Here is a 19,222-nt window from a genome sequence, read left to right on the forward strand (position 1 = left end):
CGGCAGCAGAGGCCCGTCGTGCTCAGCGCAGCGTGGCCGGCTCGATGCCGAGCAGTTCGGACAGGGCCCGCTCCCCGACGGGGGTCACCCGCACGGCCCGCGCGGAACCGACGCGCACGCACCAGCCCGCGTCCAGCACGTGCCGGCACAGTGCCGCCCCCGCGGCCCCGGCGAGGTGCGGCCGCCGCTCGGTCCAGTCCAGGCACGCCCGGGCCGGCGGGCGCCGGCCGGAGAGGTCCAGGGTGATGCCCGCCACGCCGAACCACTCGATCCCCGCGTCCGTGAGCGCGAACCCCGTGTCCTGGCGCAGCAGCCCGCGCTCGGTCAGCGCGTCCGTTACCGCGATGCCCAGCCGACCCGCGAGATGGTCGTAGCAGGTGCGGCCCCGGGCCATCGCCGCGCCCGCGCTCGCCTCCCGCAGGCCGCGCACCGGGCGCGGTGCGTCCGCCGCGGCGGCAGGCCACACCTGCGCGGCGAGGTCCTCGACGAGCTGTGCCACCCCCGGGCCGGCCAGCCGGACGTACCGGTGGCGGCCCTGCCGTTCCTCGGTGAGCAGGCCGCCGGAGACGAGCCTGCCCAGGTGCTCGCTGAGGGTGGAGGCGGCGACGCCGGCGTGCCGGGCCAGTTCCCCGGCGGTCCAGGCCCGCCCGTCCAGCAGGGCCAGCAGACAGGTGGCCCGGGTCTCGTCGGCGATCAGCGCGGCGAAGGCGGCGAGGGCGGCGGCCCGGGAGTCCTTGGCGGTCATGGGTCCAGCATGGAACACCGACGTTTCGGCGGCGGCCGAAGCGTCCGCGCCCCGCTCCCCACGCCCGCCCCGTGCGTTCCCCGTCGGCCGCCGAACCGGCACGCTCTGATGTGCACCTGCTCGTACTGCTGCGCCAGACCGTCGAGCAGCGCCGTCAGACCCATCTCGAAGGCCCGCTCGAGGATCTTCTCCTGCTGTTCGGCGAGCACCTGCCCGAGGTGTCGCCCAACTGGCCGCCGAGCACGGCACCACCATCCGCAGCCTGGTCGAGGACCTCGTACAGGGCACCCCGACGCAGGCCGAGTACGCCGAGCGCGCCGAGCTGGCCCGCGCCGAGCTCGCCTCCGCCCTCGGCAGCGCGCCGAGCCCAGAGGCCGAGGCAAAGGCCAGGGCCCTGCTCGAGCGTCTGGGCGCCGCCTCGCACGGTCCGCGGGCGGCCGCGTAGTGGCGGGAGTCGCGGTCGTCCTGGACCACACGACCGCCGGTGCGCTGTACGACCCGAAGGACCCGTTCAACGAGGCCGTGGCGGTGTTCTACGTCCAGGCCTCCGGCGGACTCGGTGACCTGTACGCGCCGGTGCTGTCGCTGACGGCCGGCGATGCCGAACGGCCCGGCCTGCTCGGCTACATCAAGGGGCTGCGGTTGGATCGAGGCGTTCGACACCGACGCCGCGGTCACCGCCACCGAACTGCTGCGCTTCGGGCACCGGTCACTCCTGGGCCGCCGTCCACGCCATCCACGCCACCCGCCCCTCCCCCGCCCACCCCACCGGACTCACCCTCACCCCCAAGGCGTACGCGAGCACTGGCGTCCAAGCCGTCCACCCCCGGTGCTGCCCTTCGCCCGGGAACACCACCGGCTCACACAGGGCGGTGGCGTTCCCCGTTCTGACGTGCCCGGCCGCATGCCTGATGCGCCTGGGGAACACCTCAGGGGCGGAAGGTGCGGCGGTAGGTGTCGGGTGGGACGCCGACGCTGCGGTGGAAGTGTCGGCGCAAGGTGGTGGCCGTGCCCATGCCGGTGGCCACGGCGATGGTCTCCACGGTGGCGTTGGTGGTCTCCAGCAGTTCCTGGGCGTGGCGGATGCGCTGGGTGTGGAGCCAGTGCAGTGGTGTGGTGCCGGTCAGGTGCTTGAAGTGACGGCCGAGGTTGCGTGAGCTCATGCGGGCCTGGCGGGCGAGATCCTCCACCGTGAGCGGCTGGTCCAGTCGCTCCAACACCCAGGGGAAGAGCTCGCCCAGAGGGTGGTTTCCCGGTGCGGGCACGGGGGTTGCGATGAACTGGGACTGGCCGCCGTCGCGGTGTGGCGGGATGACGAGACGGCGGGCGATCTTGTTGGCGATGGCCGAGCCGTGGTCGAGGCGGACCAGATGCAAACACAGGTCCATGGCGGCGGCCTTACCCGCGGAGGTGAGGACGTCGCCGTTGTCGACGTAGAGGACGTCTGGATCGACGGTGGCTGCTGGGTGGCGCCGGGCCAGTTCCCGCGTGTGGGCCCAGTGTGTGGTGGCGCGTCTGCCGTCGAGCAGCCCTGCCGCGCCCAGGACGAAGGCGCCCGTGCACAGTGAGGCCACGCGGGCGCCGGCAGCGTGAGCTGCGCGCACCGCTTCGACCAGCTCGGCGGGCGGTTCGCGATCCGTGTCGGCCCAGCCGGGGACGATCACCGTGTCCGCGTGCGCGAGGTGGTCGAGTCCGTGGTCGGGTTCCAGACGGAAGCGGTCGCAGCGTACCGGACCGCTCCCACAGAGGGAGAAGTCGTACCAGGGGTCCACGATGTGGCTCAGGTCGGCCCCGAAGACCTCGACAGCCACGGACAGTTCGTAGTGGAGCATGCCGTCGGTGACGGCCAGCGCGACAGCGGGCATGTCCGAAACTGTACGTGGCATGTCGTTTCCGACGCTCGTGCGGGGTGCTGCCGCGAAGACAGGATGAGGGTGTCAGTCGGCCGCGGATCGATATCGCAGCGGGTGTTCGAGTACACGGGGAGCCATCTCATGGGGTCAGGTCAAATGGTGACGGTGTTCGGCGCGTACGGTCACACCGGGCGGTTCGTGGTGGCGGAGCTGGCCGCGCGGGGGTTCATCCCGGTGCCATCCGGGCGCAACGCCCAGGCTTTGGAGGAACTCGCCGACGAGCACGGGCTGGACGCCCGGGTGGCATCGGTCGAGGACCCGGCCTCCCTGGACCGGGCCCTGGCGGGAACAGCGGCGGTCATCAACTGCGCCGGCCCTTTCGCCTCGACCGCCGGCCCCGTCATCGAGGCCGCGCTGCGCGCGGGGATCCCGTACCTGGACGTGGCCGCCGAACTCGAGGCGAACCTCGACACCTTCGCCCACTACTCCGAGCGGGCCCGACATGCGGGAGCGGTGATCATCCCGGCCATGGCCTTCTTCGGCGGTCTCGGCGACCTGCTGGCCACCGCGGCGATGGGCGACTGGACCGAAGCCGACGAGGCACACATCGCCTACGCGCTCAGCAGTTGGCACCCCACCGCCGGCACCCGGCTCTCGGGCGCGGTCTCCCGCGAGCGGCGCGGCGCCAGCCGCCTGCGCTACCGCGGCGGACAGTGGGAGCACCGCACCGACGCCCCGCCCACCCTGGAGTGGAACTTCCCGGACCCGATGGGACCCCGGCCGGTGATCGGAGAGTTCACGATGGCGGACGTCGTCACCGTCCCCCAGCACCTGTCCATCTCCAACGTGACCAGCTATATGACCACCGAGGCGGTCCGCGACATCGCCGACCCCCACACGCCGGCCCCGACCGCCGCCGACGAGAGCGGGCGCTCGGACCAGACCTTCCTCGTCGACGTCGTCGTGCGCTCAGGCGGATCCGAACGCCGGGCCACGGCCAGCGGACAGGACATCTACGCCGTCACCGCGCCCCTGATCACGGAGGCCCTCGAACGCGTCCTGACCGGCCGCATCAAGACCCCCGGCCTTGCCTGCGCCGGCGAGATCTTCGACGCCTCAGACTTCCTGCACGCCCTCGCCCCGCACATCACACTCGACCTGCACCCGCAGAAGCGGACTGCCTGACACCAGTCCATCCACCCGGCCGTCGGGGCATGCCCTCGACAACCCATCACGACATAGGCATCGGCGCTCCTTGCTCGGTTCCCTCACCTTCCCAGGTGTTGTCCGCACAGGCTTCGGGAAGTTGCCTGACAACGACCGGGGCCTATCTTGGTGTGGTCGACAGTGCGGCGTCCTGGAAGAGACATCGCCTCCCATGTAGAGCCTGCTGTTACCGTCCACCGCGGACGTGTTGGTGCAGTCGCTGGATGTGAGCCACGAGGCGATACGCGTCAACGTCAGCAGTACATCGGCCGAGGCGGCATGCCCGTACTGTGGAAGCGAGTCGACCCGGGTGCACGGCTGTTACCTGCGGTTTCCCGCGGACGTGCCGAGCGGGGACGTCTGATGGTCCTGCAACTGCGAGTTCTGCGGTTCTTCTGTCCGCAGCCTTCGTGTGCTCGGCAGACGTTCACTGAGCAGTTGCCCGGGCTGACCCGGCGGTAAAGCAGGTGGACGGAGCGGTTGCGGTCGACTCTCGCCGCGGTGGGGCTTGCCCTCGCCGGCCGGGCCGGCGCCCGGATGGCACGGGCCTTCGGGGTGTCCATCGGCCGCAGCGCACTCTTACCGCTGCCCGGTGCCTTGCCCGCCCCGAAGTCCCGGCCCACTCGCAAGGCACGGGTCTACGGCACGGTGCTCGTCAACGTCGAGACTCGTCTGCCGGTGGATCTGCTGCCTGACCGAGAGGCGTCCAGCCTGGCCGCATGGCCGGCGAAGCGACCCGGGTTCGGCGAGTGGGCGGCCCGACTGATGCCGGAAAGCGGGGAAGGCCGCGAACCACCTGGCAGTTCTCCGTCCGCCCGGCGGCGGCGTTGTACTGCCGGCGCACACCGGCCGACCGCGTCCCCTCACGTCGTCGAGCATCTCATCGGCGTCCCACTCGATCCGGTTCAACATCCGCTGGATGCGGGCGGGACCCGCACGGCCGCCCTCCGCTGCCAGGGTCCGGCCGTTCTCCCGCTGCAGCGGAGCGATCAGCCGACACATAGAGGTCAGAGCCGACTCAAGCGGCTCAGTTGGGGCTGACCGCACGTCACCATGGATCCGGTCAGCCCAGATTGCGGGTTGCCAGGCGCTGTCCGGCGGAATCGGTGACGATGAGGTTCCAGGCAGTCCCGTCGCCGTCGTCGCCGTCCCACCAGGTCGCGAACGCGTCGGCCAGCCTCCGGATTTGTGCCTTCACTGTCTTGGCGGTGTAGGTGCTGGCGACTTCCACGTCGTAGTCCCGTTTGCCGAGGCGGACGAGGACCACTTGGCCGGCGTGCCGGGCCGACTGCTCTTCTCCGTGCGCAGAGGCCCAGGAGCGGAAGCGGCTCGACAGGTCCGGGTCGGCTTCGCGGTGCGTCACCGGCCCGGAAGGCGGGTGCCGGTCCGAACCGGCGCCCACCCCCTGCTGGCAGCCCAGTACCCAAGCTCCACGGTCCTTCTCCACGACATCGTGCGGCCGGGCCGTCAGAGATCGACGTACGCAGCCTCCCCACACCACCTCGCGGACCGCGACCCCCTTGCCACCGTCTTCGAAGATCCGTTTTCCCTCACGCCAACCCGCTGCGTACGCCGCCGTGTAGGCGTGCTCGGCAGTGGTGTGCGACGCGGAGGACTCCGGCTTCGCGCTGCCGCTGCCACTGCCGCCGCAGGCAACGGTGGCTAGACATAGGAAGGCTGCTGTGGCGACGAGTCTGGCCGACCGTGCCCGTGAGGGTGCGTGCATGCCCCGTTTCCTCTCTCAACGTCTCCGGCGATCCGCGCAGTTAGAGCAGCATTACGTTTCCTTGGTTGCCTCTTGGGATCTACTTTACGTTCGAGACGGGTTGTCGGTAGGGTCCGAGATCACCACACATTGGGCCGAACTGACCAGCGGCCATGTGTATCTGTTGCTGTATCAGCTTGGGGGAAGTATGAGGTTGAGACGCAGCCTGGCCGCGACGGCCGCGATAGCGGCGACCTTCATATCGACAGCCGCGTGGGCAGATTCCACGCCCACTCCATCAACGTCACCGAGCAGCTCGGCTACCAGCCCGTCGCCGTCCGCCTCCGCTTCGACAGAGATCTCGCCGACGGTTTCGGGCAGCACAACCGGGGCGCCCTCGGCAAACACCGGGGCGCCCACCACGCCCCACACGCCGCCGAGCGCCCCGGACACGCCCAACGCATCGCCGAGCGAGAGCGGTACCGCCGACGACGGCACACTGGCGGCGGACCTGGACGCGTTCTGGACCCCGGAGCGCATGGCGAAAGCTGTCCCGGTGGAGGAAGACCAGCCACAGCCGGGACAGGTGACCCCATCCAGCCGCAGCAAGGCCGTCGCCCGTAGGTCCCCCTCGCACACGTTCGAGGGCATTAAGGAAGTGGGCACATTCTTCTGGCAGGACAGCGACCTGAAGTACCGCTTCTGCGCCGGTACCGTCGTTCCGTCTCCGGGCAAGGACATGGTGCTGACGGCGGCGCACTGCTTTGACAGCACCGACCAGCAGAAGAAGCTCGTGTTCGTTCCCAAGCATCATCAGGCCGACCCCAAGCCGTACGGGCTCTTCCCCATCCGTGTCGGGCAGATCTACGCCGATCCCCGTTATCTGCGTAAGGGGGGCGACCACGACTACACAGACCTCGACTTCGCCCTTCTGAAGACCGACCCCCGTTCGGATGGCAAGCAGGTCCAGGACGTGGTGGGAGCGATACCGATCGGCTACGGAACGGGGTACGACCACCCCAAGACCCGCGTCATCGGCTACCCCTGGCTCCCGGACGACGACGGCAAGTACAAGCCCCACCAGGATCCGCTGGACTGCACCTCACCGATGAAGAAGTTCACCACCGAGGCGTCCGGCAGTTGGAAGGGCGGGAGCTTCTCCCAGATCGACTGCAAGGGCTACGTACGTGGCACTTCGGGCGGCCCGTTCATCATCGGTGGCGACGACCCCAAGGTCATCGGTGTGACCGGTGGCTGGCAGACCGGCGGCCACAGCGACGACACGTCCTACTCCTCGTACTTCGACAGCGACCTCAAGCGCATCTACGAGGCCGCGGTGGCCGGGAGGAAGCCGGCGCCGGTCGTCCTGCCCGCCGCCTCGACATGGAAGCACGCCACGGACATCGCCTCCGGCTACTTCGCTTTGGACGGCCCGGTGTCCGACGACCGCATGGACATGTTCGTCATGTGGTCGGACGGCGAGCTGACGATCTACCGAGGAGCGGACAAGGGCCTGAACTACTTCGACAAGGAGATCAGGGTCCAGAAGCCCAGCAAGTTCTGGGCAGACCACGCCAGGCAAGTCGTAGCTGGAGACTTCACCGGCGACAACGGCTCCGACCTCATCGTGGTGTGGACAGACGGAGAAGTCACACTGTATCCGTCGGTAGACGAGAAGGGCTTCCACGGCGAGCAGCAGATCGTCGCACCCAACGAGACGTGGAAGCACGCCACCACGGTGACCGCCGGCCGGTACGGTGGAAACAAGTGGCAGGACGATCTCGTAGTGCGCTGGTCCGACGGCGAACTGACGCTCTACCAGAACACGGGGACCAGGCTCGGCAAGGAAATCAAGGTCGTCAACCCCAACAAGCTGTGGACCCATGCGGTCGAGATCGGCTCCGGTGACTACACACAAGGCGACACCTGGGATCTCGTGGTGCGCTGGTCCGACGGCGAATTGACCCTGTACGACGACTTCACCGGCACCGGTGACACCTGGGGTGAGCACAAGTGGAAGGCCCGCAACGGCCTTTGGGAACACGCCATGCTCGTCACCGGCGGTGACTTCAGCGACAACCCATGGCCAGACGACACACTTGTCCGATGGTCGGACGGTGAACTGAGCCTGTACACCGAGGGAAACAAGTCCGGCATCGGCGCCGAGCACCAGCTCGTCGCGCCCTGAACCGGTCCCTTACGGCGTGCTCCGCGACCGCGCCGGTCGCGGAGCACGCCATTCGCCCTGGTCGCGCTGACCGCGTCCCCTTCTTCGAGAAGCCCGTGTCGTCCGTGGCCAGGACGTCGTCACGATCGCCGAGGTTGTCGACCACGTTCTGACGCACATGGCCGTTGGTCTTCTCTCAGGCCGCGGCCGCGTCTTCCTCGTCGGAGTGTGCGATCACCAGGACGCCGCCGAGATCGACTACGACCTGTCCGTCGGCGTCCGGGGCGTTCCCCTGGCCTGGGGCAAGTGGTCCTTACCCGGTCTGTCGTCTGTTGAGCGAGCATCGCGCCACAGGCGCTCGCTTTGGGCGACCGCTGCTTTGGGTGCTGGCCTACCGTCTTGCCTGATCATCGCATTGTGCGCTTCACCAGCTGTGATCGTGCGGATACGGCGGGATGGCGGGGGCACCCGTCATCCCGCCGAACCGCGGCAGTTACCGCTTGAGGAGATCGTGCTCCCGGCTTCTGCAACTAGCCCTGAACGCATTCAAATACTCGGCCGGCGCGTTTCCGCTCGTACTGCGGCGGACAGCGCGGTGGTCGTACGCGTCGCCACGGGTACGACGCACGAACGCGAAGGACACCTCCGGGTACCGCGCAAGCACGTCGAAATCGTCAATGGAGTCGAACACCGGCTGGGCGCCTTTGTGACCAACTTCCGCAGCTTTCAGTTGGGCGGGTCGAGGGAGAACACCGAACGGACTCCCGGGGCCGGGGCTATGCGTTCATTGATGCCCCACAGGCGGCCGGAGGAGGGGGCCCAGGAGAGGTTCTGGATGAGCGGAGGGCCGTACGTGAGCACGTGCGGCGCGCTGCCGGGCTTTGCCCAGTGGATGCAGTACGGAAGGTCGGCGGTCGCCGGGTCGTTGGGGTCCCGGTCCGCGTATTCGGGGCAGGTGCCGCTGAAGTAGAAGTATGTGCCGTCGGTCGCCGCTCCCTGCACCCCCCAGACCGGGGTCCGGTAGCCGGCTGTGGCGTGGACGGTGCCTTCGTAATTGGTCGTGCCGTCCGTGTCGAGCAGCGCGTCTGTGGCGTTCAGTGGCCAGCGCACGATCGGGGCGCCGCCCGTGGAACGGCGGAACTCGGACGTGATGAGCCCGTCGGTACCGGTGCGGTCGAGGCTGAGGGAGGTCATGCACGGGTTGAGGTCCGTGCATGGATCGCCCTTGGTTCCGTTGTCGTAGAAACCGATCATGGGCAGGGCCCAGTTGTGCCAGCGCGCGGAGGACTTGCCGTCGCTGATCCCGACGGACTCGCGCGTGTTATCCGACATGCGCCACAGGTGGCGCAGGTCGTAGACCTGGATCTGGTGTCCGCTCGCCACGAACAGCCTGTTGCCGTACCAGGCGATGCCGTCGGCGTGACCGGCGAACGGGCTGCCGGCGGCGCCCACGGCCTGGAAATTTCCCTGTGGTCTGGGTCTCCATATAGGGATCGACCAGCATGATGTGGTTGTAGGTCGTGTGGCCTGCGCCGTCGTTGTCTACGACGGAGATCCGGGCGAACTCGTTGCTGCCGGTGTTCCTGCTGTGCCAGGACGCGATGTAGACGTACTTGTCGAGCCACTTGCCGTCGGGCTGGGCGTCATGCGATCCGGTGATGCCCTGGGGCACCCAGTCGCCGGTGGTGTCGTCCGCTTGGTCCCAGCAGAAGCCGTCGACGCGGTAGGACGTGTTGAGGTTCTGGTTGCCGTGGCACAGATACGGGCGGCCACTGTGCCCGCTCCCGCTGAGCAGGGGCGCCAGCGAGTTGTACGCAGTCACCTTGCCGCTCGCCTCGACGGCGTCGATGGCACGCCAGCGAGACGCGAAGTCCCCGGCTGTGAGGGTCATCTTGCCGGGGTCGGATATCGGGTCCAGGGTGCTGGCCGCCGCGGCCGGTTGTGCTCTCGCCAGCATGAGCAGGAGCAATCCCAGGGTGAGCCCGACCGCCAGGTGAACCCTGAGCGTCCGCTGTGTGTTTGGTATGTGCATGGCAATGAACGATAGCCAGGCCGTGCGGCAAGTAATGCGGTGGGTCCCGGTGTTCCCTGAGTCCGAGCGGCCGTTCGCGCCTGCACGGCGCGGGCGGGTCTGGGCCGGGACTCGGAGCGCCTTGATGCCGCGGGAGACTTCGGACTTACTCGTCCTCCCAGGACTGCTGGGTAGCTCAGGCGACCGGTGGAGCGCGCCGGAGATGGTGACACCGATCCTGCTGTGCGCGCTGCTGGTGACAGGCTGCGCGCTGCCCTGAAGACCATCATCGCGCTTCGCCCGATTGAAGCCGCAGGTCAGCCGACACCAGAGGTGACACCCACCGAGCTTCGGCTCATATCCATCGGGCCGCCACGGAAGCGCTCTGGCTGCGACCCGCCTCCCGGATCTCCGCACCCCCGAATACGAGGGCGCAAGCTCCGCCACGTCGTGGAGACTTTCGCATTCCTCCACCAAGTGCCGCTCGGTGGTAACGCCGTTTGGAGTGTATGACGCCTTCGTCTCGGTCGAGTGCTCGCTCATCCGGTGAAGGAGGCTCAAGAAGTCGCTGCCGCCGCGGGTTGGCCCTCAGGCCCCTGTCGGCCGGGTATGCCCACGCCGCCACCAGGCAGTGAACTGATGAAGTGGCTGCCCTGCAGAGCGACAATCCAGCCGAAGGCGCTGGAAGAAACCGGCACGTCCAGACGCCAACCGCCAGCGAAGCGCACTCGCAGGCTGCCTGAATCGGCTGCATGGACCTCGGCGACCACCTGATCGAGCAGTTGCGGCAGTCGGTCCAGGTTGAGCCGTGCAGATGTGTGGACGGGCACGACTTCGCGGTTCGTTGTCAGCTCGGCGGGACTGTGGACCTCGATCCGGTTCGAACCGGTGTGAAGTCGCAGAACGCCGCCGATGATCATCTCGCCAATGCCGCTCCCCCGCATCGAGTGGATGTCCCAGCCGCCAACCACACGGTTGATCCCGTTGTTCATTCCGCAAGATTAAGGGCTGCTATCCCGTGGGTGATCTTGATCTGAGATGATTTTGGCCGTGTCAGGTGTGGCGTCCGAGCTGTCATGGCTCGCCACGTTTACCGGGCTGATCCCGCGCGCCCTCGGCAAGTTGGTAACCGCGCTGCGTCGTAAGGGTGCCGACTCCCCGGCCTGGGCCGGCCGTGGAAGCTGTCGCTGGGGGACCGAGTGCTGCTGGTCGCCATGTACTGGCGGACGAACTTGACGTTGCGGCAACTGGTCCCGCTGTACGGGGTGTCCAAGTCAGCCGCGGACCGGGCGATCGACGGCCGCTATTCCGCCAACCATCAGGTGGTCATCGACGCTGACACCCGCCTGGTCGTGGTGGTCGGCCGGCCGCTGCCGGGCAATAGCAACGACTGCCGGGCCCGGGCGGAGTCCGGTGGGAAGGCCGCCGTCGGCAACACGACGACCATCGCCGATGGCGGCTACCCGGGTACCGGCCTCGTGATGCCCCACCGTCGCCGCAAGGGAGAGGATCTGCCCGACTAGAAACAGGCCCACAACAAGTCCCACAAGTCCCACAAGCACGTTCGCGCCCGTGTTGAGCACGCCTTCGCTCGGATGAGGACCTGAAAGATCCTGCGACTGCTCCCTACGAGGCGACGGCGTGCACCACGCGATGCGCGGCATCGTCCGCCTGCACAACCTCGCCCTTACCGGTCAATACAGTCGACATTCCCACGGCTCGATGTCCGGCTCCCCCAGGGGCAGCTCCCCGGTGCAGTATCGGTAGTGCCAAGCTGCAGCCCTGCGCTCCGCGTGCTTCTCGTTCACCGGTTCCCCCCGCTCGTCCAGTTCGAGGACGTTGGCGAAGATCGCGACACAGATCTCCATCTGAGAGGGCGACTCGCGCAACTCCTCCCAGTAGTCGACCCCTTCCAGCATCGGGTGACCTACCGACCCCCGGGCGACCCATCCAGCGAAGCGTCGGAGGGCTCCGGAAGCACCATGACTGAGATGCGAAGGCATGCGAAGAATCTAGCCCCAGCCTTCCCCAGCCGTTCGTCGACCTCCCGCCCGCAGGAGATGACAGCCCTTCATGGGGTGATGCCGATTGTTACGGGACACCTCTTAGACCGTGTCCTACATGGTCAGTTGGCGGTTGGGCCGGGCATGGGAAGTGGACGGTGGGGAGGGATCGTTCCGGACAGCTTGTGGGAGTTGGCAAGACCGTTGTTGCCGGCGGCGCGGGTCCGTCCGCAGGGCGGCGGGGGTCACGAACATCGATGATGAGGCGGTGTTTGCCGCGATCATCTACGTCCTGGTCAGCGGCTGCGCCTGGCGGGCGTTGCCACCGTGCTTCGGAGCGTCGAAGTCGACCGTGCACCGCCGCTTCGCCATCTGGTCTCGTGCCGGGGTCTGGGGCCGTCTGCATCAAAAGGTTCTCCAACTCATGGAGGAGCAGGACCTGGTCGACCTGCCCCGTGCGGTCCTCGATTTTGCCCACATGAGGGCTAAAAAAGGGGGGGCGAATTTGCAGGTCCGAGCCCCGTGGACCGGGGTAAGCCCGGTTCCAAGATGCATGTCCTGTCCGACGCGAACGGACTGCCCCTACGGGTCGGGCTCTCCGCGGCCAACACCCACGACAGTCTCGCTCTGAAGCCGATGCTGTCCCATTTCCACATGGGACACGAACCCCACGCGGCTGACTCCAAACCCGTGCGCCTTCATGCAGACAAGGCTTACGACATCCCTCACCTCCGGCGATGGCTGTGGGGCAAACGCATCGGCGTCCGTATCGCCCGCAAGGGCATCGACTCCAGCGAGCGGCTCGGCCGTCGCAGGTGGGTCATCGCACGCACCATGTCCTGGCTGACCGGCTACCACCGTCTCAACCACCGTTACGAGCGGAAACCAGGCAACTACCTGGCCTTTCTCGGACTGGCAGCCGCACTCTGCTGCTACAAACGGTTCCTCAAACTGACCATGTAGGACAGCGTCTTAGGAACGCCGCGTGGTGACGGCCCAGATCCGAAGGGGCCCTGGCCCGCGCCACACCATGCTTGGCGGAGCCAAAGGCGCCTCCCCGTACGGCCCGTGGGAGCTCTACCTCAGCCAACCTGCCCCGTCGGCCGCACCGTGATGTGGTTGATGTCCACGCCCGCGGGCTGGTTGATGGCGAACATAACGGTGTCCGCGATCTGCTCGGCGGTCATCGTGGCAGCTGCCTCGGGGGTGCCGCCGCGGGCGTGCCAGAAGGGGGTGTCCACGATGCCGGGAGCGACTACGGTGACGCCGACTCCGTCCTGGCCGACCAGGAGGCGGGTGTTCTCGGCGAGGGCGTGGGCGGCCCACTTGGTGACGGAGTAGAGATTGCCGGGGGTGTGGCGGACGCCGGCGACCGAGCCGATGATCACGATTCGGCCCTTGGAGGTCCTCAGGTGGGGCAGGGTCTCCTGAATCAGCAGGGCGGGGCCCAGGACGTTGGTGAGGACCATGGCGCGCATGTCCTCAGGGGCGTGGGTCTCCAAGTTGCCGGGCAGGGAGAAACCAGCGTTGGCTATGACGTTGTCCAGCCGGCCCCAGGTGTCCAGCACGTGGCGGACGGCGGCGGCGACGTCATCCGCTTCGCTGGCGTCGCCGGTGATCATCAGCAGCCGCTCGCCCGCCCCCGCGGTGGTGGCGAAAGCGGCCAGCTTGCCCGCGTCGCGTCCGGTGACGGCCACGCGGTGGCCCTGCTTGAGCAGGGCGCGGGCGGTGGCGGCGCCGATTCCGGTCGAGCCGCCGGTGATCAGCGTAACGGGTTCCATGGGACGGCCTCCTCGGCGACGGGGTCATCGGGGCGAAGCGCCTGCACTATACCCAGCGATCTTCGACGCTCTCTCCCGGCTTTCTCCGACGGCTCCGCTCCTGACTGTGATCAGGGGGTAGGCAGTGTCATGCCGATCAGCTAAGGCCGTGTCCTACATGGCCAGTTGGCGGTTGGGCTGGGCATGGGGAGCGGACGGTGGGGATGGATCGTTCCGGACGGCTTGTGGGAGTTGGCAAGACCGTTGCTGCCGGCGGCGCGGGTCCGTCCGCAGGGCGGCGGGGTCACGAACATCGCCAGACAGTGGACGCCGCCGGTTCACGCTTCACCCGCCTCACCGTGGCGGAGGCCGCCGAGAGCAAGCCCACCGCCGCCATCTACGGCACGGCAACCGAGATGGCCCTGCTCATGTACATGCGCATCCCGGCCGGCTCGCTGCGGATCGAGGGCGACGCCGACCTGCTCCAACAGCTGCAGGACTGGGGCTGAGTCGACCGGCAGATGGATCACTTGAGGCGTCGGGTGGTGGGGCGGCGGTCCCCTTCCACCTCTGCCTCGCCCGCCACTCTCGTCAGGCCTGGCATGCACATCCGACGCTCGACAAGCCGCGACCGCTGGCAGAGCGGCGAAGCGGTCCCACAGGGGTTCCGCAAGGCATGCTGGGACCGCAGGCACGCGCCCTCCGGGTGATCACCGAGCGGCAGGAACTCCACGATCACTCAGGCTCGTGCCTGCCTTGAGTTCGAGCCCGCCCGGGCTGCCCCACCCACCATTTGCCGGTCGGTCTTACAACACGGTTCTTGGAGGCCTGGGGAACAGGCTCGGCAGATGCTCAGGGGGCGGCGTACGGCGCGGCGGACAGCGGATGCGCGAGCTCTGACCGCACGATGCCGAGGCGGCCGGGGGCCTGCGCGGCCATGCACCGGACCGGAGGGTGGCCCTGGACAAGTCCGGGCCCGTTGTGCAGGACGCGAGCGGGCCGACGGGAGTACAGATCGCTGCCGGCACCAGGGGGTGAGTCGAGCAAACCGGCGTCGACAGACCCGGCGACGACGGGAGCCTGATCGCGGCTCGTGTGGTCCGCCAGATGTATGTGCAACTTCGGGTGTCGGGCTCACTGCGCGCGGAAAAGGTCGCAGGCACCGCGGGGCGACGACGAGACGTGGCCGACCAACGCCGGAGACCGACTTCTTGCCGAGGCCGCGGCGTACAACGTCGCCCCGGTTGCGGTTACCAGTAGTGGCGTCGTCCGCCGACGGCGTGTCCGACGGAGCCGAGGAGGAACAGGATGGCTCCGATGACGAGCAGGATGATACCGATCGTCCACAGAATGCCGATGTGCAGGACGAATCCGACGATGAGCAGTATGACGCCGAGGGCTATCACTGGGCCCTCCTTCCTCTCCGGTCGGCGAGCCGACCGCTGGTGGCAGCGCCCCGCAAGGCGTCGCCGGCTCTTGTTCTGAATCGCTGACTTGTCCGGAACGCAAAGCCGCTTAGGCCCGACTTCATCCTATTTGCCCGACTTCGCCCACTAACGAGTACCCAGCAATTTCAGCCCTACCTCGAGTCGGCTGGCGGGATGGGGCAAGCACAACTCCCTGCCTTCGGCCTGTAAACCGCCGCTCAGGATCCACCCGAGTACAGACGACCGTGATCCATCGGGGAGGCAGGCGTGTGAAGATCGCGAGCCTTACGGGTGATCAACCGCCTTTAATCCTCGATGCCGCCAGACAACGTGCCGCTCTTGAGCCCGTTCCGTCGGGCAACAGCGGGGAGCAGTGGTCGCTGGCGGGCAACGCCACAAGAACGGCCACTGACCGAGCCACCTGGTCAGGAGCCGTTCACCTGCGGTGGGTGTGGCATTGCCTTCTCCGGGCGCTTGAGCTGTGCTTTGGTCTCTTCCTGCACGATCTCGCTACAGGCGGTATGGCTATGTGAGCCAGTACCAGGGGGCAAGTATTGGACGCCCATAACACCGCCGTTACGCAGGAGACGGCGCAGGCCTGGCTCGAACGGAGGGACCTGGTCGGTCTGCGCGCGGTGCTGGCGGCGCTGTCGCGGGCTGAGGAGTGGTGGAGGCGGCGTACGACACTGTCGAGCACGGTCGCCGCTGCCCCCGCCGTGAAGACGGCCCTGCACGACAGCGCCAGACCCGCCGGCCTCGCTGTCTGCGCCCTGTGCTGCGTGCTCTGGCTGGGCTTTCTGCTCCTGGCCCAGTACCGCATCCGCGTCCTGGCGCAGGATGGCGTACCCCCGGCCCCCACGCCGTCGCTCGCCACGGCGGTGGCTCTGTACACGGTCGCCCTGGCGGTGTGCGCGGCGGCTCTGGTCGTCTGGCGGGGCCAGCCGGGCTAGAGGGCGCCCTCGTAGTCGGGGGCGGGTTCGGGCCGGTCCACCTTCACCACGATCTTGCCCCGGGTCGGCCCCTCCTGGTTCAGCCGCTGCGCTTCCGCCGCCCGCTCCAGTGGGAACGCCTGCGACACGTGCACGGACACCACGCCCTCCTCGGTCAGCTCGGACAGCCGTGTCAGGTCGTCGGTGTCGGGGCGGACGAAGTAGTACAGGCCGCCGTAGCTGACCACCTCCGGGTCGGCGATGGAGACCAGGCGCCCCTCCGGCGTCAGCAGGTCCGCCGAGGTCTTCGTCGTCTGGCCGCCGATCGTGTCCAACGCCGCGTCCACGCCCGCGGGCGCGAGCGCCCGCACCCGTTCGGCCAGCCCCTCGCCGTACGTCACCGGTTCGGCGCCGAGCGAGCGCACGTAGTCGTGGTTGTACTCGCTCGCCGTACCGATGACCCGGGCGCCCAGGTGGGCGGCGAGCTGGACGGCGATCGAGCCGACCCCGCCCGCGGCAGCGTGCACAAGCACGGTCTCGCCCTCCTTGACCTTCATCACCTTGGTCAGCGTCTGGAAGGCGGTGAGCCCGGCGAGCGGCAGCCCGGCCGCCTCCTCGAAGGGGAGGTTGCGCGGCTTGCGGGCCAGTGTGCGCACGGGGGCGGCCACGTACTCGGCGAAGGTGCCCCGGGAGAGGAAGTCCTCGCGCACGTAGCCGATGACCTCGTCGCCGACGGCGAACTCGGTGACCGAGGCGCCCGGCTGCACCACCACCCCGGAGACATCCCAGCCCGTGATCACCGGGAAGACGGCGTCGAGGATGCCGTCCAGATGGCCCTCGCGGCACTTCCAGTCGACGGGGTTCACCGCCGCGGCCCGCACCTTCACCAAAACCGTGTCGGGTCCGACCTTGGGATCGCGGACCTCGCCGTACTCCAGCACCTCGGGGCCGCCGTACCGGCTGTAGCTGATCGCTTTCATGGGTTCGACCCTCCGGGGGTATGCGAACGCCACGCAAACCAGATGACCGATATCAGCCGCATGCGTGGCATGCCTTTCACCAGTCAACACCTCGTACCCCTGAAGGTGTCACGGGGGGGGACCGAGCCTGATCCTGGGGCATCGCATGTCTCCCCACGGAGCCTGGGCGCCACGATCCCGCCCGGGGTCACTTCCATCAGCGCCCGGCACGACAGGGGTGCCACGTGTTGACGGTGATGGTCGCCAGGCCCGCACGTCCGTGGAGACGTACACCTGACAGTGCCGTGTATCGGTCACGGAAATCGCAAACAGCAGGGGCTGGGCGCCCGCTGCCGAACCCTTGCCCTGAGGGGTGCTGCGCCGAGGGCAGCCCCATGGACTGATCTCTGGAGACCCACACAATAGAAGGTCACGCGGCTCACGAACCCTCCCGGTCACAGTCAGGGCCGTCTCAGTTTCCGTCTCGTTCAGCACCGCCAGGATGAGGCACAGGTCGTTGCCTCGGTGGATCAGGTCGAAGGCCACGAAGTGCGTCGGCGATTCCCGCGGTGCCTGGGCGGCAGTCGCCCGCGCCCGGCGAACCGCTGCCATAGCCGCTCGACCGCCGGCCTGTTCCGCTCCCACGCCACCGGTTCGCCGTCGAGAGCGCGGTCGACCGGCTCGTAGGTCAACCCAGCACCTCTTCGATCGGGGCGTCGGCGTCCACATAGCGCACGAGCTTGCGGTTCGCGAATTCCACGATGCCCACGTCACCGAGTTCGCGCCCGTAGCCGGAACGACTGATGCCGCCGAAGGGCAGCTCCGGTCGGGACGCCGTCGGGTGGTTGATCCACACCATGCCCGCCTCCAGCCGGTCCGCGACCCCTCGAGCACGTTCCGGGTCGGCGGCGAAGACCGCGCCTCCCAGGCCGTAGGGGGAGGTGTTGGCCAGCGCCACGGCCTCGCCCTCGTCGGCGACCCGGTAGACGGTGGCGACGGGGCCGAAGAGCTCTTCCCGGTAGGCCCGCATGTCCGGTGTGACGTCGGTGAGGATGGTCGGCTCGACGAAGGCGCCCGGCAGGTCGGGCCGACCGCCGCCCAGCACAACCGTGGCTCCCTTGTCCACCGCGTCACGGACCTGCTCCATCAGGAGTTCGGCCGCGGCTTCGGAGGACAGCGGGCCGAGCGTGGTGGCGGGGTCGGCCGGATCTCCCGGTTGGACCTCGCCCATCCGGTCACGCAGCCCGGCGAGGAAGGCATCGTAGACGTCGGCAAGGGCGATGAAGCGCTTGGCCGCCACACAGCACTGCCCCGTGTTGCCCATCCGGCCGAGGAACGCGGCGTAGACGGTGCGCTCGAGGTTGTGACCGTCCAGCACGACGAAGGGATCACTGCCACCCAGCTCGAGGACGGACTTTTTGACATTGCGGCCGGCGATCTCGCCCACGCTGACGCCCGCCCGCTCGCTTCCGGTCAGTGACGCTCCCTGCACACGAGAGTCATCGATGATCTTCCCGACGTCCCCGCCCCGTACGAAGAGATTGGTATAGACCCCGATCGGCGCACCCGCATCCGTGAACAGCTGCTCGAGTGCCAGTGCGGACTGAGGGCAACTGCTCGCGTGCTTGAGCAGGACCGTGTTGCCGAGGACGAGGTTCGGACCCGCGAATCGGACCACCTGGTACAGCGGGAAGTTCCAGGGCATCACACCGAGAAGGACGCCGAGCGGCTCGTTCACCAGCACGGCCGTGCCCCCGGGCACCGGTAGGGGTCGCTCTTCCAGCAGCTCGGGACCGTGCTCGCCGTAGTAGGTGAGGATGTCGGACGCGAGGTCGACCTCTGCACGGCTCGAGTTGATCAGCTTGCCGACCTCAAGGGTCAGGAGTTGCGCCAGTTCCTCCTTGCGCTCCCTCATGAGCCGGCCGGCGCGTTGCACGAGGGCCCCACGGTCCGCCGTCGACCGAGCGCGCCAGTCCGGAAAGCTACGGTGGGCCGCGTCGATCGCGCGCTCTACGTCCTCCGCGCACAGCGCCGGGAACTCCCGAACCCTTTCACCGGTGTACGGATTGACCGTGGCGATGGGGCTTCCCTGGCCAGTGACATGGGCGTCCATGGCGCCTCCCTGGAATTGGGGCACTTCGGGTTTCCACGTCCAAGCACGTTCACACTTGCTGATTCGTCCCATGCCACGGCAAACTCTGGCACCTGGGCCCTATGTGCTTGTGCACCCCGGGGACCGTGGACCTGGAGCTGCCAGCAGCCGAACCGCCCAGCAGGTTCGTCCTGCGCCCCGGCGGCCGGCGGACGTTCGGCGCGGCCGGCGCCCTTGGCGCCTTCGCGATCCTCGGCCTGATCTCCTCCCCCGGGGCGAGCGTGCTCCACGGCAGCCTGCACACCGACTCGCACCTCGTGGTCGGCCTGGCGGCCTTCCTCATGTTCGGTTCCGCGGCGGCCGCC

General features: G+C 68.2%; 16 protein-coding genes and 6 pseudogenes. 8 read left to right on the forward strand and 14 right to left on the reverse strand.

Annotation, left to right across the window (positions count from 1 at the left end; all coding sequences use genetic code 11):
• Positions 1 to 22 precede the first annotated feature (22 nt).
• From ACIBA9_RS36405 to ACIBA9_RS36415, 3 genes and pseudogenes are all read right to left on the reverse strand, one after another.
• Positions 23 to 745 carry an ArsR/SmtB family transcription factor gene (locus tag ACIBA9_RS36405; RefSeq protein WP_399369836.1) on the reverse strand — a complete coding sequence of 241 codons (723 nt, stop codon included), beginning with the start codon at positions 743 to 745 and terminating at the stop codon, positions 23 to 25.
• A 113-nt stretch (positions 746 to 858) separates the two neighbouring features.
• Positions 859 to 966 (reverse strand): annotated as a pseudogene (locus tag ACIBA9_RS36410) (TetR/AcrR family transcriptional regulator); the annotation flags it as partial.
• A gap of 708 nt (positions 967 to 1,674) precedes the next feature.
• Positions 1,675 to 2,610, reverse strand: coding sequence for a helix-turn-helix domain-containing protein (locus ACIBA9_RS36415; RefSeq protein WP_399369838.1), 936 nt, complete (start codon positions 2,608 to 2,610; stop codon positions 1,675 to 1,677).
• A gap of 129 nt (positions 2,611 to 2,739) precedes the next feature.
• Here ACIBA9_RS36415 and ACIBA9_RS36420 point away from each other — a divergent pair, with 129 nt between their 5' ends.
• Entirely contained in the window at positions 2,740 to 3,783 is a 1,044-nt protein-coding gene (locus ACIBA9_RS36420; protein ID WP_399369840.1) for a saccharopine dehydrogenase family protein, read from the forward strand.
• A gap of 814 nt (positions 3,784 to 4,597) precedes the next feature.
• Here the strand turns inward: ACIBA9_RS36420 and ACIBA9_RS36425 are convergent.
• The 3 genes and pseudogenes from ACIBA9_RS36425 to ACIBA9_RS36435 form a co-directional block, all read right to left on the reverse strand.
• A pseudogene (locus ACIBA9_RS36425) lies at positions 4,598 to 4,908 on the reverse strand (IS701 family transposase); the annotation flags it as partial.
• Complete coding sequence (locus ACIBA9_RS36430) at positions 4,868 to 5,251, reverse strand: hypothetical protein (RefSeq protein WP_399369842.1); 384 nt, start codon at positions 5,249 to 5,251, stop codon at positions 4,868 to 4,870. The pseudogene ACIBA9_RS36425 and the gene ACIBA9_RS36430, both read right to left, overlap by 41 nt.
• A 450-nt stretch (positions 5,252 to 5,701) precedes the next feature.
• The gene (locus ACIBA9_RS36435) at positions 5,702 to 6,049 is read right to left on the reverse strand and encodes a hypothetical protein (protein ID WP_399369844.1); all 348 of its coding nucleotides are present in this window, start codon (positions 6,047 to 6,049) and stop codon (positions 5,702 to 5,704) included.
• On the opposite strand from ACIBA9_RS36435, the gene ACIBA9_RS36440 reads away from it, so the two are divergent.
• Positions 6,048 to 7,697: a trypsin-like serine peptidase gene (locus tag ACIBA9_RS36440; RefSeq protein ID WP_399369846.1), complete on the forward strand. Its 1,650-nt coding sequence runs from the start codon at positions 6,048 to 6,050 to the stop codon at positions 7,695 to 7,697. The genes ACIBA9_RS36435 and ACIBA9_RS36440 overlap by 2 nt on opposite strands.
• Before the next feature lie 705 nt (positions 7,698 to 8,402).
• On the opposite strand, the gene ACIBA9_RS36445 is transcribed toward ACIBA9_RS36440, so the two are convergent.
• The 3 genes from ACIBA9_RS36445 to ACIBA9_RS36455 form a co-directional block, all read right to left on the reverse strand.
• Positions 8,403 to 9,059: a hypothetical protein gene (locus ACIBA9_RS36445; protein WP_399369848.1), complete on the reverse strand. Its 657-nt coding sequence runs from the start codon at positions 9,057 to 9,059 to the stop codon at positions 8,403 to 8,405.
• Positions 8,998 to 9,708, reverse strand: a complete 711-nt coding sequence (locus tag ACIBA9_RS36450; protein WP_399369850.1) for a hypothetical protein — start codon at positions 9,706 to 9,708, stop codon at positions 8,998 to 9,000. The genes ACIBA9_RS36445 and ACIBA9_RS36450 overlap by 62 nt, the downstream gene beginning before the upstream one ends.
• A 536-nt stretch (positions 9,709 to 10,244) precedes the next feature.
• Positions 10,245 to 10,679: a DUF6188 family protein gene (locus ACIBA9_RS36455; protein ID WP_399369852.1), complete on the reverse strand. Its 435-nt coding sequence runs from the start codon at positions 10,677 to 10,679 to the stop codon at positions 10,245 to 10,247.
• Between the two features lie 46 nt (positions 10,680 to 10,725).
• Between ACIBA9_RS36455 and ACIBA9_RS36460 the strand changes: the two are divergent.
• A pseudogene (locus tag ACIBA9_RS36460) lies at positions 10,726 to 11,382 on the forward strand (transposase family protein); the annotation flags it as partial.
• Here ACIBA9_RS36460 and ACIBA9_RS36465 read toward each other — a convergent pair.
• On the reverse strand, positions 11,382 to 11,606 hold the full coding sequence (locus ACIBA9_RS36465; RefSeq protein ID WP_399369854.1) for a hypothetical protein: 225 nt from the start codon (positions 11,604 to 11,606) through the stop codon (positions 11,382 to 11,384). The pseudogene ACIBA9_RS36460 and the gene ACIBA9_RS36465 overlap by 1 nt on opposite strands.
• A 228-nt stretch (positions 11,607 to 11,834) precedes the next feature.
• Here ACIBA9_RS36465 and ACIBA9_RS36470 point away from each other — a divergent pair.
• Positions 11,835 to 12,653, forward strand: a pseudogene (locus ACIBA9_RS36470) (IS5 family transposase).
• 119 nt (positions 12,654 to 12,772) lie between these two features.
• On the opposite strand, the gene ACIBA9_RS36475 reads toward ACIBA9_RS36470, so the two are convergent.
• On the reverse strand, positions 12,773 to 13,471 hold the full coding sequence (locus ACIBA9_RS36475) for an SDR family oxidoreductase (protein WP_399369856.1): 699 nt from the start codon (positions 13,469 to 13,471) through the stop codon (positions 12,773 to 12,775).
• 183 nt (positions 13,472 to 13,654) lie between these two features.
• On the opposite strand from ACIBA9_RS36475, the pseudogene ACIBA9_RS36480 reads away from it, so the two are divergent.
• Positions 13,655 to 13,753 (forward strand): annotated as a pseudogene (locus ACIBA9_RS36480) (IS5/IS1182 family transposase); the annotation flags it as partial.
• A gap of 20 nt (positions 13,754 to 13,773) precedes the next feature.
• Positions 13,774 to 13,959: a hypothetical protein gene (locus ACIBA9_RS36485; protein ID WP_399369868.1), complete on the forward strand. Its 186-nt coding sequence runs from the start codon at positions 13,774 to 13,776 to the stop codon at positions 13,957 to 13,959.
• 741 nt (positions 13,960 to 14,700) lie between these two features.
• On the opposite strand, the gene ACIBA9_RS36490 is transcribed toward ACIBA9_RS36485, so the two are convergent.
• Positions 14,701 to 14,856, reverse strand: a complete 156-nt coding sequence (locus ACIBA9_RS36490; RefSeq protein WP_387956046.1) for a DUF6131 family protein — start codon at positions 14,854 to 14,856, stop codon at positions 14,701 to 14,703.
• 575 nt (positions 14,857 to 15,431) lie between these two features.
• Here ACIBA9_RS36490 and ACIBA9_RS36495 point away from each other — a divergent pair.
• Positions 15,432 to 15,827, forward strand: coding sequence for a hypothetical protein (locus ACIBA9_RS36495; RefSeq protein WP_399369858.1), 396 nt, complete (start codon positions 15,432 to 15,434; stop codon positions 15,825 to 15,827).
• Here ACIBA9_RS36495 and ACIBA9_RS36500 read toward each other — a convergent pair.
• Both ACIBA9_RS36500 and ACIBA9_RS36505 read right to left on the reverse strand, forming a co-directional pair.
• On the reverse strand, positions 15,824 to 16,786 hold the full coding sequence (locus ACIBA9_RS36500; protein ID WP_399369860.1) for an NADP-dependent oxidoreductase: 963 nt from the start codon (positions 16,784 to 16,786) through the stop codon (positions 15,824 to 15,826). The two genes, ACIBA9_RS36495 and ACIBA9_RS36500, sit on opposite strands and share 4 nt — an antisense overlap.
• A 667-nt stretch (positions 16,787 to 17,453) precedes the next feature.
• Positions 17,454 to 18,878 carry an NAD-dependent succinate-semialdehyde dehydrogenase gene (locus ACIBA9_RS36505; protein WP_399369862.1) on the reverse strand — a complete coding sequence of 475 codons (1,425 nt, stop codon included), beginning with the start codon at positions 18,876 to 18,878 and terminating at the stop codon, positions 17,454 to 17,456.
• Positions 18,879 to 19,003: 125 nt separating this feature from the next.
• Here ACIBA9_RS36505 and ACIBA9_RS36510 point away from each other — a divergent pair.
• Positions 19,004 to 19,222 (forward strand): annotated as a pseudogene (locus tag ACIBA9_RS36510) (MFS transporter); the annotation flags it as partial.

This window comes from Streptomyces sp. NPDC051452, from assembly GCF_044454765.1.
Taxonomy (GTDB): domain Bacteria; phylum Actinomycetota; class Actinomycetes; order Streptomycetales; family Streptomycetaceae; genus Streptomyces.

Excerpts from the sequence above, each read along its gene's own strand:
- ACIBA9_RS36405 (WP_399369836.1), bottom strand. The coding sequence starts at position 745 with ATGACCGCCAAGGACTCCCGGGCCGCCGCCCTCGCCGCCTTCGCCGCG.
- ACIBA9_RS36415 (WP_399369838.1), bottom strand. The coding sequence starts at position 2,610 with ATGCCCGCTGTCGCGCTGGCCGTCACCGACGGCATGCTCCACTACGAA.
- ACIBA9_RS36420 (WP_399369840.1), top strand. The coding sequence starts at position 2,740 with ATGGGGTCAGGTCAAATGGTGACGGTGTTCGGCGCGTACGGTCACACC.
- ACIBA9_RS36440 (WP_399369846.1), top strand. The coding sequence starts at position 6,048 with ATGGCGAAAGCTGTCCCGGTGGAGGAAGACCAGCCACAGCCGGGACAG.
- ACIBA9_RS36435 (WP_399369844.1), bottom strand. The coding sequence starts at position 6,049 with ATGCGCTCCGGGGTCCAGAACGCGTCCAGGTCCGCCGCCAGTGTGCCG.
- ACIBA9_RS36450 (WP_399369850.1), bottom strand. The coding sequence starts at position 9,708 with ATGCACATACCAAACACACAGCGGACGCTCAGGGTTCACCTGGCGGTC.
- ACIBA9_RS36455 (WP_399369852.1), bottom strand. The coding sequence starts at position 10,679 with ATGAACAACGGGATCAACCGTGTGGTTGGCGGCTGGGACATCCACTCG.
- ACIBA9_RS36465 (WP_399369854.1), bottom strand. The coding sequence starts at position 11,606 with ATGCTGGAAGGGGTCGACTACTGGGAGGAGTTGCGCGAGTCGCCCTCT.
- ACIBA9_RS36475 (WP_399369856.1), bottom strand. The coding sequence starts at position 13,471 with ATGGAACCCGTTACGCTGATCACCGGCGGCTCGACCGGAATCGGCGCC.
- ACIBA9_RS36500 (WP_399369860.1), bottom strand. The coding sequence starts at position 16,786 with ATGAAAGCGATCAGCTACAGCCGGTACGGCGGCCCCGAGGTGCTGGAG.
- ACIBA9_RS36505 (WP_399369862.1), bottom strand. The coding sequence starts at position 18,878 with ATGGACGCCCATGTCACTGGCCAGGGAAGCCCCATCGCCACGGTCAAT.